Source organism: Streptomyces sp. NPDC047117 (assembly GCF_040643545.1).
In the GTDB taxonomy this organism is placed as follows: Bacteria; Actinomycetota; Actinomycetes; order Streptomycetales; family Streptomycetaceae; genus Streptomyces.
This window is the reverse complement of the sequence record NZ_JBEYUN010000025.1, coordinates 66541-81186: the sequence shown is the minus strand read 5'-3', so window position 1 is coordinate 81186 and position 14646 is coordinate 66541. Positions and strand designations below refer to the sequence as shown.

At 75.3% G+C, this 14646-nt stretch carries 12 protein-coding genes; 8 read left to right on the top strand and 4 right to left on the bottom strand.

Annotated features, from left to right (window positions below; all coding sequences use genetic code 11):
* Positions 1 to 64 precede the first annotated feature (64 nt).
* Entirely contained in the window at positions 65 to 751 is a 687-nt protein-coding gene (locus tag ABZ840_RS33810) for an FCD domain-containing protein (RefSeq protein WP_361566572.1), read from the bottom strand.
* 461 nt (positions 752 to 1212) lie between these two features.
* On the opposite strand from ABZ840_RS33810, the gene ABZ840_RS33805 reads away from it, so the two are divergent.
* From ABZ840_RS33805 to ABZ840_RS33775, 7 genes are all read left to right on the top strand, one after another.
* Positions 1213 to 2538 carry a hypothetical protein gene (locus tag ABZ840_RS33805; protein ID WP_361566634.1) on the top strand — a complete coding sequence of 442 codons (1326 nt, stop codon included), beginning with the start codon at positions 1213 to 1215 and terminating at the stop codon, positions 2536 to 2538.
* Between the two features lie 11 nt (positions 2539 to 2549).
* Positions 2550 to 3554, top strand: a complete 1005-nt coding sequence (locus tag ABZ840_RS33800) for a glutamate ABC transporter substrate-binding protein (protein ID WP_361566569.1) — start codon at positions 2550 to 2552, stop codon at positions 3552 to 3554.
* 97 nt (positions 3555 to 3651) lie between these two features.
* Complete coding sequence (locus ABZ840_RS33795) at positions 3652 to 4908, top strand: hypothetical protein (protein ID WP_361566566.1); 1257 nt, start codon at positions 3652 to 3654, stop codon at positions 4906 to 4908.
* The gene (locus tag ABZ840_RS33790) at positions 4905 to 7562 is read left to right on the top strand and encodes a tetratricopeptide repeat protein (protein ID WP_361566564.1); all 2658 of its coding nucleotides are present in this window, start codon (positions 4905 to 4907) and stop codon (positions 7560 to 7562) included. The genes ABZ840_RS33795 and ABZ840_RS33790 overlap by 4 nt, the downstream gene beginning before the upstream one ends.
* Position 7563: 1 nt before the next feature.
* Positions 7564 to 8793, top strand: a complete 1230-nt coding sequence (locus ABZ840_RS33785; protein ID WP_361566561.1) for a protein phosphatase 2C domain-containing protein — start codon at positions 7564 to 7566, stop codon at positions 8791 to 8793.
* A 140-nt stretch (positions 8794 to 8933) separates the two neighbouring features.
* Positions 8934 to 10289, top strand: coding sequence for a VWA domain-containing protein (locus ABZ840_RS33780; RefSeq protein ID WP_361566558.1), 1356 nt, complete (start codon positions 8934 to 8936; stop codon positions 10287 to 10289).
* A 62-nt stretch (positions 10290 to 10351) separates the two neighbouring features.
* Positions 10352 to 11773 (top strand): FHA domain-containing protein, encoded by a 1422-nt coding sequence (locus ABZ840_RS33775; RefSeq protein WP_361566556.1) that lies wholly within the window; start codon positions 10352 to 10354, stop codon positions 11771 to 11773.
* A 26-nt stretch (positions 11774 to 11799) separates the two neighbouring features.
* Here ABZ840_RS33775 and ABZ840_RS33770 read toward each other — a convergent pair whose 3' ends face one another.
* Entirely contained in the window at positions 11800 to 12834 is a 1035-nt protein-coding gene (locus tag ABZ840_RS33770; RefSeq protein WP_361566553.1) for a methyltransferase domain-containing protein, read from the bottom strand.
* 96 nt (positions 12835 to 12930) lie between these two features.
* On the opposite strand from ABZ840_RS33770, the gene ABZ840_RS33765 reads away from it, so the two are divergent.
* Complete coding sequence (locus ABZ840_RS33765) at positions 12931 to 13335, top strand: globin (protein ID WP_361566550.1); 405 nt, start codon at positions 12931 to 12933, stop codon at positions 13333 to 13335.
* A gap of 132 nt (positions 13336 to 13467) precedes the next feature.
* Here the strand turns inward: ABZ840_RS33765 and ABZ840_RS33760 are convergent, their stop codons facing one another.
* Both ABZ840_RS33760 and ABZ840_RS33755 read right to left on the bottom strand, forming a co-directional pair.
* Positions 13468 to 14175, bottom strand: coding sequence for a hypothetical protein (locus ABZ840_RS33760; RefSeq protein ID WP_361566548.1), 708 nt, complete (start codon positions 14173 to 14175; stop codon positions 13468 to 13470).
* Positions 14172 to 14645: a thioesterase family protein gene (locus tag ABZ840_RS33755; RefSeq protein WP_361566545.1), complete on the bottom strand. Its 474-nt coding sequence runs from the start codon at positions 14643 to 14645 to the stop codon at positions 14172 to 14174. The genes ABZ840_RS33760 and ABZ840_RS33755 overlap by 4 nt, the downstream gene beginning before the upstream one ends.
* Between the last annotated feature and the right edge of the window lies 1 nt (position 14646).

Here is a 14646-nt window from a genome sequence, read left to right as displayed (position 1 = left end):
CAGTCGTCCAACGGCCGGTCGGCAGCGGCCGCCGGTCGTCCGACGGCCGGACCGTGGCGGTCCGCTAGTCGTCCAACGGCAGCGCGAGGTCCCGTACGTGCCCGGCGAGCAGCTTCACGGCGGCGTCCACCGCGGCCCCCTGGTCCTGCGCCCGGATCGCCTCGACGAGGAGGTGGTGCGGGTCGGTGGGCGCCGCCGTCGCGGTGTCCAGGCAGGCGGCGCGGCGCAGTTCCGCGCGGAGCGCCGTGCTCAGCGAGCGGTAGATGTCGGCCAGTACGGGGTTGGCGCTCGCCTCGGCGACCAGAACGTGGAAGTCGGCGTCGGCGGCGGTGAACGCCTCGTCCTCGTGCGCCGCGAGCGCCGCCCGGCGGCGGGCCAGCACGGCCTCGATGGCGGCGAGCTGGGCGTCCGTGCGGTGCCGCGCCGCCTGCCGCGCGGCGATCACGTCCAGGCCCTGCCGGACCTGGGTGACATGGGTCAGCTCGGCCCGCTCCAGGCGGCGCCGGAGCGCCACCGCGCTGTCGTCGTCGGAGATCACGAACGTGCCGTCGCCCTGCCGGGTCTCCAGCAGCCCGGCGTGCACCAGGGCGCGGATCGCCTCCCGTACGGAGGCCCGGCTCACCTGGAGCGTTTCGGACAGGGCGCTCTCGGGCGGGATGCGGCCGCCCACGGGCCAGACGCCCTTGACGATCTGCTCCCGGATCTCGTCGGTCGCCGTCTCCACCAGCGACACCCTGCGCACCGTCCGCACGCCGCCCTCCCCTCCGCCGGCCTCGTGCCCCGGCGTCCGCCGCCGGCCGCCCGCGGTTCACAGGTCACCTGACGTCAGGCAACTCTAGTCAGCCCCGGGCTCCGGTGACTGCCCCGGCGGGAACCGAACACCGTGCGAATGCGTCCAGAGGGGCACAAGGGGAGGCAACGGGGGCCGGGGACGAGACCGCCGGGCGACGGGACCCGAACGAGATCGCGATCCGAACAAGATCGTGGCAATACCGGTGTGGTGACCGGTCCCTGCGGCCATACTGCTGGCCATGCACCCCTTTCCGTGGCCCGGGTCGCGGGTGCACGTCCAGCGACCGAGGGGGAGGTTCCGTGTCATACCCGCCGACCGGCAGCGCGGCACCGCCCGCCCCCGCCCCGGCCCCGGAGCCGGACGCGGCCGCCACGCCTGCCGCCGAGCCCCCGCCGCCCTCCGGTGAGCGCGCCGTCTGGATCGAAGGGCTGCGGCGGCTGCGCGCCGTCGCGACCACCGAGCCGGGCCGGCTGCGCGTCATCGGCGCCGTACTGGCCGCGCTGGTCGTGCTGTTCGGCGCGCTGACCGCCTGGCAGGTGACGGACCGGTCGGCCGCCGCGAGCGACGTCCTGGAGAGCAGCCAACCGCTGAGCCGGGACGCGGCCGACATCTACCGCTCGCTGGCGGACGCCGACACCACGGCCGCCGGCGGCTTCCTGGCCGGCGACCGGGAGAGCGCGGCGTCCCGCAAGCGGTACAGCGACGACATCGCCACCGCGGCCCGGCTGCTGGTCCGGGCGTCCGCCAACTCCCGGGGCTCGGCGACGGCCCGCGAGCAGATCGAGCGGCTGAACGACGCCCTGCCGCGGTACACGGGCCTGGTGGAGACCGCCCGGATGTACAACCGCCAGGGCCTGCCCGTGGGCGGCGCCTACCTCCAGTACGCCAACGACCGGATGCGCACCCAGCTGCTGCCCGCGGCCCGCCGGCTCTACGTCACCGAGACCGGCCGGCTCGACGCCGACCACGACGACGCGACCGCCTGGCCGTGGGTGGCACTGGCCGCCGGGGTGGTCGCGATCGGCGGGCTCGGCTGGGCGCAGCGCCGCAACTACCTGCGGACGAACCGGGTGTTCAACCACGGACTGCTGATCGCCACGGCCGCCTCCGCCGTGGTGCTGCTGTGGACGGTGGGCGGGCACGCGGTGGCCCGCGCCGGCCTGGACGACTCCATCGAGCACGGCGCCAGGTCGCTGCGGGTCCTGAACGAGGCGCGCATCGCGACCCTTCAGGCGCGCGGCGACGAGAATCTGACGCTGGTGGCGCGCGGTGGGAAGGTGACCGGCGGCGACCAGCGGGACTTCTACGAGACGGAGTACGCCGCGGGCATGCGGGACCTGGCCGGCACGGGGAAGGGCGCCGGGGCGCCGGCCGGCGGCAAGCTGCGGGAGGCGCTGGCGCTGGCGGACGACGAGGCGGGCCGCGCGCCGGTGCGGGAGGCCCTGAAGAACGTACGGGAGTGGCAGTCCCGGCACGCCGAGGCCCGCGCGGAGAACGACCGCGGCGACTACGAGGGCGCGCTGGCGAAGGTGATCGGCAAGGACCGGCCGACGAAGGAGTCGTTCGACAAGGTGGAGGCGGCCCTCCAGCAGGCGCTCCGGCACGAGCAGACCGAGTTCCGGGACGCGGCGGAAGGCGGTAGGCGCGCGCTGTCCGGGCTGGCCGGGGGCGCCGCCGTACTGGCCGTGCTGGCCGCCGCCGGCGCGGTGCTGGGCATCGGCCGCCGGCTGTCGGAGTACCGGTGAAGGGGGCGGGCATGAGCATGCGCGCGCGAATGGCGGACCTCCGCTCCACGCTGGCCCCGGTGGCCGCCGGCATGGGGGTGATGGCCGCGGCCGCCGCGGTGCTGGTGCCGGTGCTCAGCAACGCCCCCGCGGTGCCGCCCCGGCCGCACGACCCCGCGCCGCCCCGCGCCGCCGTGGCCGCCCCCGCCGCCACGGACTCCACGGGCTGCACGGCGGAGAACGCCGCGGAGAGCCTGCGCCCCTCCGGCGCCGACGGCGACGCGGTGAAGCGGATCAAGAAGGCGGGCCGGCTGGTCGTCGGCGTCGACCAGAACAGCTACCGCTGGGGCTACCGGGACCCCGACAACCCCCGGAACCTCATCGGCTTCGACATCGACCTGGCGAAGGCCGTCGCCGAGGACATCCTCGGGCCGGACCCGGACATCGTGTACCGCGCCATCCCCACCAACCAGCGCATCGACGCCGTACGGCAGCGCAGGGTGGACATGGTGGTGCGCACGATGACGATCAACTGCGAGCGCAAGCAGCAGGTCGCCTTCTCCACCTCCTACTTCAAGGCCGGGCAGCAGGTGCTCGCGCCGAAGAGGTCGTCGATCGACGCGTTCGACGACTCGCTGCGGGGAAAGAAGATCTGCACGGCGAAGGGATCGACGGGCGAGCAGGAGCTGAAGCGGGAGGCCCATGGCGCGACGGTCATGACCGTGCCGAACCAGCTCGACTGCCTGGTCCGGCTCCAGCTGGGCGAGGCCGACGCCGTCGTGACGGACAGCGCGCTGGCCGCGGGCCAGGCGGCGCAGGACCCGACCGTCGAGCTCAAGGGCGAGCCGTTCAGCACGGACATGTACGGCGTAGCGATGAACAAGGAGGACGAGGACCTGGTGCGGCGGGTGAACAAGGTGCTGGAGGAGTACCGCGAAGGCGGCGCCGACAGCCCCTGGACGACCGCGTACGACAAGTGGCTCAAGGCCGACCTGCCGGGCGTCTCCGGCCCGCCGGCCCCGCAGTACAGCGACTGACCGGCCCGGCCGGACGCGCCCCGCTTCCGGCCGTCCGCAGCGCACCGCACGCACTCTGGAGAGGTGATCGATGGGGGTCCCTGGACCCGCCCCGGCCATGAGCCGCGACGAGGTGGACCGCGCCCTCGGCAGGCTCGGCGCCGAGCACGAGGCGATCGAGACCTCCCTGCTGGCACTCCAGGACCACGCGGGCCGCCGCCTCCTGGAGGGCGCCGAGCTGACCGGGGTCACCAAGGACCGCTGGGCGACGGCCGAGCGGCGGATCACCGTGCTCTGGGCGCACTTCGAGGCGTACACCGCCGCGCTGGACGCCGCCCGCGACCTGCGCGCCCGCCGCCGCTGGCTCTCCCAGGACGATCTGGCGGCCCTCACCGACATGCTTTGCGGCAACGGCGTCACGGTCTCCGGCGGTTCGGCCGCCGGCAGCCCCGGCCGGCTCAGCGAACAGCTCAGCCTGGAGACGCTGGTCGACCGGATGAACGGCCTCTACGCCCGCGCCCTGGACGTCATCGTCAGCGCCGACTCCGTATGGACCGCGCTGCCCGCCCGCATCGACCTGCTCGCCGCCGAACTGCGCCGCACCCGCTCCCTCGCGCACTCCGTCGGCGTACGCCCCGGCGAACACCCCTCCGGCGACGACCTGGAGGACATCACCGCCGAACTGGACCGGCTGCGCGCCGAGGTGCTCACCGACCCGCTCGCCTTCTGGGTGCCCGCCACCGACGCCAGCGCCGCGCCCGGCGGCGGCCGCCCCGACACCGGCCGGTACGACCGCGCGGCACGCGCCCTGGAGGACGTACGGCGCGAGATCGAGGCGGTGCTCGCCGTGCGGCAGGACGCCGAACGGCGGCTGATGCAGGTGCGCGACCTGCTCTCGCGCGCCGACCGTACGCTCACCGAGGCGCGGCAGGCGCGCGGCGAGGTGCTGGCGAAGATCGCCGCGTCCGAGGTCCCGGCCGTCTCCGGCCCGTCCGCAGCGCTGCACGAACAGCTCGCCACCGCCGCCGAATACCGCAGACGCTCCCAGTGGCACCTGCTGTCGCCGCTGCTGGAGAGCCTGGAGGAGCGCGCCGAGGAGGAGTTGCTGCGTGCCCGCGAGTCGCTGACCGCGGTGACCGCGCCGCTGGCCGTCCGCGCCGAGCTGCGCGGCCGGCTCGACGCGTACAAGGCCAAGGTGGCGCGGCACGGCCTGGCCGAGGACCTGCTGCTGGTCGAGCGGTACGACATCGCCCGCCGGATGCTGTGGAGCGCGCCCTGCGACCTGCGCGCCGCCGAACACGCCGTGCTGCGCTACCAGCACGCGGTGGCCGAGGCGGTGGCGGCCGGACAGCAGGACCGCGAGGAGGAGTCATGAGCGGCGCGCCGGACACCGACTGCCAGCGGCCGGAGTGCGGTGGCACGTACGAGGACGTCGGCGGCGGCGAACTGTACTGCGACACCTGCGGCATGGCCCCGGTCATCTCCCGGACCGGCATGGTGGCCTCGCCGCCGACCGGTGTCGCGGGCGCGGCCCACTCCTCCGCCGGATCCGGTTCCGCGCGGAGCTCCGGCGGCTCCGGCTCCTCGTCCTCCGCCCGCTCCGCCGGCTCCCGGCGCTCGGTGTCCGGGCGCCTCTCGCGCTCCCTGTCCGGCCCGTCGACGCAGCTGGTGTCCGTGCGCAGCGGAAGCTCGGGGCAGGGCTCCACGTCCGGCTCCGGCTCCGGCGCGGGGCGCGGGCGGCTGGGTGCCGGGCTGGTGGCGGTGCCGGACGTGCCCCGGCCCGATCCGCACACGGTCGTGCTGGAGAACCCGGAGGTCCCCGAGCGCAAGCGATTCTGCAGCCGCAGCGACTGCGGGGCGCCGGTGGGCCGGGCGCGCAGCGGACGCCCCGGCCGTACGGAAGGGTTCTGCACCAAGTGCGGCCACCCCTACAGCTTCGTGCCGAAGCTGCGGGCCGGTGACGTGGTGCACGGCCAGTACGAGGTGGCGGGCTGCCTGGCGCACGGCGGGCTCGGCTGGATCTACCTCGCGGTGGACCGCGCGGTCTCCGACCGGTGGGTGGTGCTCAAGGGCCTGCTGGACACCGGCGACGAGGAAGCGCTGGCGGTCGCGGTCTCCGAGCGCCGCTTCCTCGCCGAGATCGAGCACTCCAACATCGTCCGGATCTACAACTTCGTCGAGCACCTCGACCCCACGACCGGCAGCCTCGACGGCTACATCGTCATGGAGTACGTCGGCGGCAAGTCCCTCAAGGAGATCGCCAACGACCGGCGCACACCCCAGGGAAGGCGCGACCCGCTCCCGGTCGAGCAGGCCTGCGCGTACGGCATCGAGGCGCTGGAGGCCCTGGGCCACCTGCACAGCCGGAACCTGCTGTACTGCGACTTCAAGGTCGACAACGCCATCCAGCAGAACGACCAGCTCAAGCTGATCGACATGGGCGCGGTGCGCCGGATGGACGACCACGAGAGCGCGATCTACGGCACGGTCGGCTACCAGGCGCCCGAGGTCGCCGAGGTCGGCCCGTCCGTCGCCTCCGACCTCTACACCGTCGCGCGCACCCTCGCCGTCCTCACCTTCGACTTCCAGGGCTACACCAACGTCTTCGCGGACTCCCTGCCGGACCCCGAGCACATCGAGGTCTTCCGCCGGTACGAGTCCTTCTACCGGCTGCTCGTCCGCGCCACCGACCCCGACCCGGCGCGCCGGTTCGCCGACGCCGAGGAGATGGCCGAGCAGCTGACGGGCGTGCTGCGGGAGGTCGTGGCGCTCCAGACGGGCGAGCAACGGCCCGCGCTGTCCCAGCTGTTCGGGCCCGAGCTGCGCGTCGTGGACACCGAGCTGATGCCGGCCGTGGACGGCGACACCTCGCTGCTGGGCGGCCGGGCCGCGCCGCCCCGCCGCCTGGGCCGGCGCAGGCAGGCGGCTGCGGCCCTGCCCGGCCGGGGGCCGACGGCGGGGCTCGTGGGCGCCGCACCGGACACGCCGTCGATCCCGGCGCAGGTGTCGTACGAGGTCTCCCCGCTGCCCGGGTACGGGCGTCAAGGCCCCGCGCTGCGCACCCTGGACACCTCGGCCACCGTGCTGGCGCTGCCGGCGCCGCGGGTGGACCCCGGCGACCCGAACTCCGGCTTCCTGGCCGGCCTGCTGGCCGCCGCCCCCGCCGAACTGGTCGCCGCGCTCCGCTCCGCGCCCGCCGACTCGCTGGAGGTCCGGCTGCGCGACCTGCGGGCGCGGCTGGAGATGGGCGACGGGCCCGAGGCCCGGCGGGTGCTGCGGGAGATCGAGACGGACCCGCTGGCGGAGTGGGCGTCGGACTGGCGGGTGGTCTGGAACCGCGGCCTTGTGGCCCTGGCCACCGGCGACAAGGAGACCGCCGCGCTGTCCTTCGACGCGGTGTACGACGCGTTCCCCGGTGAGCCCGCGCCCAAGCTCGCGCTGGGCGTCTGCGCCGAGGTGCTGGGCCAGCTGGACAACGCCGCCGAGTACTACCACCTGGTGTGGTCCACCGACCACAGCTACGTGAGCGCGGCGTTCGGGCTGGCACGAGTGCGGCTCGCGGCCGGTGACCGGGCGGGTGCGGTACGTGCCCTGGAGGCCGTGCCCGAGTCCTCGATCCACTTCACCGCGGCCCGCATCGCCGCGGTGCGGGCCCGGCTCCGGCAGCGCCCGGCCGGTGAACCGCTGCTGGCGGACCTGCGGGCCGCGGCCGGGCAGATCGAGCGGCTCGCGGACTTCGGGCTGGACGCGCAGCGCCGGGAGACGCTGACGACGGAAGTGCTGGGCTGCGCCCTGGACTGGGTGCTGTCCGGACGGGCCGGGGAGCGGGTGCCCGGCCCGCCGGACGCGGCGGGTCAGGTGGCGGCGGGCAGCCGCCCCGTGCTGCTCGGCTGTGCGCTGGACGAGCGCGGACTGCGCTTCGGCCTGGAGCGGTCCTACCGGCTGCTCGCCAGGCTGGCCCAGCGCGGTGATGAGAGGATCGAACTGGTGGAGCGGGCCAACCGCTTCCGCCCCAGGACGTGGGTGTGAGATGGCAGTGACAGGTCCCTCCCGGTGCCCGGGCTGTGCCGAGCCGCTGGAGCCGGGGGACAACTTCTGCGGCGTGTGCGGAGCCGAGCGCTCCGCCACGGCGGACGGGAACGCCGCGGCCGGGGACCACCCGACGCTCGCGCTCAGCCCCCAAGGGGCGCCCGGCGGTGCGTACGGGAGTTCCGGGGCCGGACGGCCCGACGAGGCGTACCGGGCGGCGCCCCCGCCCGCTCCGGCGGCGCCCGCCCCGGTGCCGGCGGCGGAGGCCGGCCCGGCCGAGGCACCCGCCGACCCCCGCGAGACGTTCGCCGCCCCGTCCTGTGTCGCGTGCCGGACCGGCACCATCGACCAGGACGGCTACTGCGAGCACTGCGGCCACGCCCAGCCCCGCGAGCGCGACCACTTCGAGCAGGAGCTGGGGCGGGTCGCGGCGGTCAGCGACCGCGGCCACCGCCACCACCGCAACGAGGACTTCTTCGCCGTCGCCGGCACCACGCTCACCGACGGCTCCCCGGCCGTGCTCGCCGTGGTCTGCGACGGCGTCTCCTCCGCGACCAGGCCCGACGACGCGTCGCAGGCCGCGGCCGAGACGGCGGCCGAGGCGCTGGTGGCGGCGCTCCCCCGGGAACCGCAGCCCCAACAGGCCATGCACGACGCGATCGTGGCCGCCGCCAAGGCCGTCGACGCGCTCGCGGCCTCGCCCGACGGGCCGCAGGAGCACGACCCGTACCGCCGGCAGAACGCCCCGGCCTGCACGCTGGTCGCGGCCGTCGCGGCGGCCGGAGTGCTGACCGTCGGCTGGATCGGCGACAGCCGCGTGTACTGGATCCCCGACGACCGCACGGCGCCCGGCGCCCGGCTCACCGAGGACGACTCCTGGGCCGCACAGATGGTGGCGAACAACCTGATGACGGAGGCGGAGGCGTACGCCGACGAACGGGCCCACGCCATCACCGGCTGGCTCGGCGCCGACGCGTACGAACTCCAGCCGCACACCGCCGCTTTCCGGCCGGACCGCCCCGGCGTCGTCGTGGTGTGCACCGACGGCCTGTGGAACTACACCGAGGCCGCGGACGAACTGGCCGAGATACTGCCCCCGGACGCGGGTGAACGCCCGCTGCACGGCGCCCGAACGCTGGTGCACCACGCCCTGGACAGCGGGGGCCACGACAACGTAACAGTGGCCCTGGTGCCGTTCCCGGTTCCCGCCGGCGGGGCAGGATCGGCCTGAGTCACCGCGGCGGCAGCGCCGCGCAGTAACCGCAGTGAACGGTCCGGCACCTGGGGAGGTGCCGACGGGGGGACGGCCTGGGGTACTTCCGCCCGCCCGCATGCCGACGAGCTTCGACGGAGCGTCAAGGAGCGGAACAGATGGCCAACTTCTCCAAGTCCACGGTGCCGCGGTTCTCCGCGGAGGTGTACCAGAACGAGTACCTCCCCGAGGGCGGCCGCGAGGTGAACGCCATCGTCACGGTCACCGCCACCGGCGGCGGCACGTCGGGGGGCCGGCCGCTCGCCGGCGCCGCGGAAGGCCCGTACGCAGCGCCGGGCGCCCCGGACGCCGCCGTGGTCGTGATGGTCGACTGTTCCGGCTCGATGGAGTACCCGCCGGCCAAGATGCGAGGCGCCCGCGAGGCCACCGCCGCGGCCATCGACACCCTGCGCGACGGGGTGGCCTTCGCGGTGGTCGCCGGCACCCACCAGGCCGCCGAGGTCTATCCGGGCGGCGGCCGCCTCGCGCAGGCCTCGCCCGCCACCCGCGGCCAGGCCAAGGAGGCGCTGCGCCGGCTGCGGTCGGGCGGCGGCACGGCGATCGGCACCTGGCTGCGGCTGGCCGACCGGCTGCTGACCTCCTCCGACGCGGCGATCCGGCACGGCATCCTGCTCACCGACGGCCGCAACGAGCACGAGTCGCCCGAGGACCTGCGGGCCGTGCTGGACGCCTGCGCCGGGCGGTTCACCTGCGACGCACGCGGGGTGGGCACGGACTGGGAGGTCGCGGAGGTCACCGGCATCGCCTCGGCCCTGCTGGGCAGCGCCGACATCGTCGCCGACCCGGCCGGGCTGGCGGCGGACTTCACGCGGATGATGGAGACCGCGATGGGCAAGGAGGTCGCGGACGTCGGACTGCGGGTGTGGACGCCGCAGGGCGCCGAGATCCAGTTCGTGAAGCAGGTCGCGCCGACCGTCGAGGACCTGACGGGCCGGCGCACCGACGCCGGACCGCGGGCCGGCGTCTACCCGACCGGCTCCTGGGGCGACGAGTCCCGCGACTATCACCTGTGCGTACGGGTCCCGGACGCCGGTGTCGGCCGGGAGATGCTGGCCGCGCGGGTGGCACTGGTGCTCCCTGTGCCGGGCGGCGAGGCGCCCCGGACGCTCGCGCAGGGCCTCGTACGGGCGGTGTGGACGTCGGACATGGCCGCATCGACGCAGATCAACCCGCAGGTGGCGCATTACACGGGGCAGGCGGAACTGGCGCGCGCCATCCAGCAGGGACTCGATGCGCGCAAGTCCGGCGATGCGGACGGAGCGACCGCCCGGCTGGGCCGTGCCGTCCAGCTCGCGAGCGCCTCCGGCAACGCGGACACCGCGAAACTCCTTGCGAAGGTGGTGGACGTCGTCGATGCCGCGACCGGTACTGTGCGGCTGAAGGCGAAGGTTGCGGAAGCGGACGAGATGACACTCGAAACACGCTCAACCAAGACAGTTCGCGTCAAAAAATGACACACGAGTGACGAGCGAGACGTAACACCGTCGGAAGACGGTACGGAGGGGGACATACCGACATGCCGACCTGCCCGAACGGCCACCAGTCAGTGGCCGAAGACTGGTGCGAGGTGTGCGGCCACCGCATGGCGGGCCCTGTCGCTCCTCCGCCTCCCCCACCGCCCGGCTTCCCCGGCGCCCCGGCGCCCCAGCAGGGGGGATACGGCTTCCCGCCGCCCCCGCCCGGCGCCGGCCAGGCCCCCGGTCCCGCCACCGGCCAGGCCGAGCTGTGCCCGCAGTGCGGTACGCCGCGCGAGGCCACGGCGCCGTTCTGCGAGGAGTGCCGGTACAACTTCCTGACGCACTCCTCGACCTCCGCCTCGTACCCGGCGCCGCAGCAGCAGTCCGCGCAGCCGCCCGGCTTCCCGCCCCAGCCCGGCCCGCCGGACCAGTACGAGTACCAGGGCTCCCGCCCCTCCCAGATGAACCGGCCCGCCGAACCGCTGGGCCCCGGCCAGCAGCCGGGCCCCGCCGGCCCGCCCCCGCCGTACGGCGACGCGACGCCGCCGCCCGCGCCCTTCGGTGACGCGGGCCCGCCGCCTCCGCCGCAGCAGCAGGGCCAGTCCCAGGGCGGCGACGACTGGCTGCTCCCGCCCCCCGGCGGCCCGCAGCCGCCCGGCGCGCCGCAGAACGCCGCCCCGCAGCCCCCGGCGCCGCCCGGCGGCCCCGGCCCGTACGGACCGCCCGTCCCCGGCCAGCACGGCCCCGGCCCCCAGGGCCCCGGCCCGCAGGGCTTCGAGCAGACCGGCCCGCAGGGTCCGGGCCCGCAAGGCCCCGGTCCGCAGGGCTTCGACCAGCCCGGTCCGCCGCCCCCGCCGTACGAGCAGTCCGCGCCCCCGGCGCCGCCCGGCCCGTACGACTCGCAGCAGTCCGCCCCGTGGGAGCAGCCGCAGCAGCAGCCGTTCCCGCAGCAGCAGCCGCCCCCGTACGACCAGCAGGGCCAGCAGCCGCCTCCGTACGACCAGGGCCAGCAGCAGGCCCGGGCCGGTGAGCAGCCGTGGCCCCCGGGCGGCGGCACCGGCCCCGTGCCGACCGCGGCCGGCTGGGTCGCGGTGATCGCTCCGGACCGTGAGTACTTCATGGCGATGATGGGCCGCAGCGGCCCGGAGGCCGCCGGCCTGAACCTGCCCGCCTACTCCCCCGAGCAGCAGCTGCCGCTCTCCGGCCAGCAGGTCACCATCGGCCGCCGCCGGCAGAGCACGGGCGAGTCGCCGGACATCGACCTGGCGCGCCCGCCGGAGGACCCGGGCGTCTCGCACCAGCACGCGATGCTGGTCCAGCAGCCGGAGGGCGGCTGGGCCGTGGTGGACCAGAACTCCACCAACGGCACGACGATCAACGGCGGCGAGGAGCCGATCCAGCCGTACGTCCCGATCCCGCTCCAGGAGGGCGACCGGGTGCATGTCGGCGCCTGGACGACGATCACGGTCCGCCGGGGCTGAGCCCCGACGTGCTCCCCCGGCCGGGGTCAGTCCCGGCCGGGCAGCGGCCAGCGGTGAGGACCGCCGGGGTCGTCCAGCCACGCCCACTGCCGCTCGCCCGCGACCGTCACCCCGTACCGCTCCCGGTCCGGCCGGTGCTCCGCGCGCCACAGCGCGTACGCCGCCTGCGGGTCCAGCGTCCCGGCGCTCAGCGCGCGCAGGAAGTGGAAGCGCTCGTCGCGCAGCGCTTCGGTGGGCAGCGCGGCGGTCTCGGCCTGCACCCGGTCGTGCCCACCGTCCCCCGACGCGCCGCGGGGCTCCGCGGGCGCTTCTGACCCGCCGCGCAGCCGCACGAAGTACGCCGGGGTCGACAGGAACCGCCCCTCCGCGTGCTCCGGCCCGGTCACCCGCAGCAGGACCAGCCCGGTGGCCAGCGGCGTGAGGATCAGCCCGCCGGTCCGGCACTGCGCCGGCCACGCCGGCGGCACGGACGGCAGCCGGCAGGTCGCCATGATCCGGTCGAACGGGGCCCGCTCCGGGCAGCCCGCCGCGCCGTCCCCGGTGACCACCAGGGGCCGGTACCCGGCCGCCGCCAGATGCTCCCGGGCCGGCCCGGTGATCTCCTCGTCGAGGTCCACGGTGGTGACCCGCCCGTCGCCGAGCCGGTGCGCGAGCAGCGCCGCGTTGTAGCCCGTGCCCGTGCCGACCTCCAGCACCTCGTGCCCGTCCTCGACCGCCAGCGCGTCGAGCATCATGGCCATCAGCGACGGCTGGCTGCTGGAGGAGACCAGCTCCCCCTCCCGTACGTGGGTGGCCAGCGCGCCGTCCGTGTACGCTCCGCGCAGCCACTCGGCCCGGCGCAGCGGATCGGGGTGGTCGGCGGCCCGCCGCTCGTACCCGCCGGCCGCGCCCACGTAGTACACGGGGACGAACAGATGCCGGGGCACCTCGGCGAACGCCGCCCGCCAGCGGGGGTCCGCGAGCCCGCCGCCCAGCGTGATCAGCCGCACCAGCCCGGCTCTGGCCGCCGCGGCCTCGGCGGCGTACGGATCGTGCGTCGGTTCCGCGCCGTTACCGCTCATGCCTCCACTGTGCTACGCCCGTGCCCCGGCCGTCCTCCCACCGCCCGTGGTCCTAGATCTTCCGTACTCGGCCGGTGCGTCTGAGACGATGGAGGGGTGAACGAGATTCCGCGCGGCACGCTTCAGGACCAGACCTTCTACGAGCAGGTCGGTGGCGAGGAGACCTTCCGGCGTCTGGTGCACCGTTTCTACCAGGGCGTCGCCGAGGACCCGCTGCTCCGGCCCATGTACCCGGAGGAGGACCTCGGCCCGGCCGAGGAGCGCCTCACGCTGTTCCTCATGCAGTACTGGGGCGGTCCCCGTACGTACAGCGAGGGCCGCGGCCACCCCCGGCTGCGGATGCGGCACGCGCCCTTCACCGTCGACCGCGCGGCGCACGACGCCTGGCTGCGGCACATGCGGGACGCGGTGGACTCCCTGGAGCTGGCGCCCGAGCTGGAGACCCAGCTGTGGAACTACATGACGTACGCGGCCGCGTCGATGGTCAACTCGGAGGGCTGACGCGGAGGGTCGGCTCGGAGGGCTGACGACCCACGCGACGCCCGTCCGGCGAACGGCGAGAGGCCGGGCTCCCCTTTCGGGGCGCCCGGCCTCTCTCTGCTGTGCACGTCTGTGTGCGTCTGTGTACGTCGCTCAGGTCGGGGTGACCGAGAGGCCCTGGAGGCCACCGCTACGGACGGCGATGGAGCCGTGCGGCGTACGGAACCGGAGCCAGCCGCCCGCGGCGAGCAGCGTGTACGGCTCCGGGAGGCGCCCGGCGCCCGCGGCGCCGACCGCGGCGCGCACCGGACGCAGGAAGCCCAGGGACTGCGCGGCGTGCACGGCGCGCAGCGGCAGATGCGTGTCGCCGACCGTGCGCGACCAGATCTCCCGGCCGATGCGGTCCCGTTCCGTACGGGTCCGCCGCTCCGGCGACAGCTCCGCGTCGCGGGCGCGGAACTCGGCGACCGAGGCCGCGAGCATCCGGCCCAGCGCGTCGGGCGCGGGCAGCCCCGGCACCCGACGCCAGCCGCCCTGCGGCGGCAGCACCCCGGCCCACGGCGGGCCGGTGACCGCGGCGGGTACGGCGAGCGTGCCCGCCGGTTCCGCGAGGCCGTCGAGCAGTTCGCCGGCCGAGACGGTGGCGTCCAGCCGGGCCGGCTCCGCGAGCCGCGCCGTGCGGATGGCCAGCACCTCGAAGGACGGCGGCCGGCCGAAGACGGCGAGCACGCCGCCGTCACCGGCTCCGCCGGGCGCCGCCTGCAGACGCACCGCGGCGGCCCGGTCGTAGTGCAGCAGCCGGGACAGGAAGGCGGCGAGGTCCGCCGCCTCCCCCTCGTCGGCGAGGCGCAGAACCGTCATGCGGCGACGGCCTCCGAGCGGTCGGCGCTGCCGTTGCCGCTGTCGTCGGCGTCGTCCCGGTACTTCTGCAGGAACGACTTCTCCTCGGCCGTGATGCGCCGCGGACGCCCCGCTTCGAGGTCGTAGGGCACCACGACGGTCGAGGCCCGCACGTACACGGTCTCCCCGTGTTCCGGCGTAGCGGCGTCCTTGATCTCGTACTGGATCGTCAGGGACGCCGCGGTGATCCGCGTCACCCACGACTCGATGGTCACCGGCGCATGCCGGTGGACCAGCGGACGCACGTAGTCGATCTCGTGACGGGCCACGACGGACCCGCCGGAGAACGACGGGCTGCCGTCCCCCGGCGCCAGCCGGAACATGAAGTCGATCCGCGCCTCTTCGAGGTAGCGGAGGAAGACCACGTTGTTGACGTGGCCGAACGCATCCATGTCCGCCCAGCGCAGGGGGCAGGAGTAGACGTGTCGCACG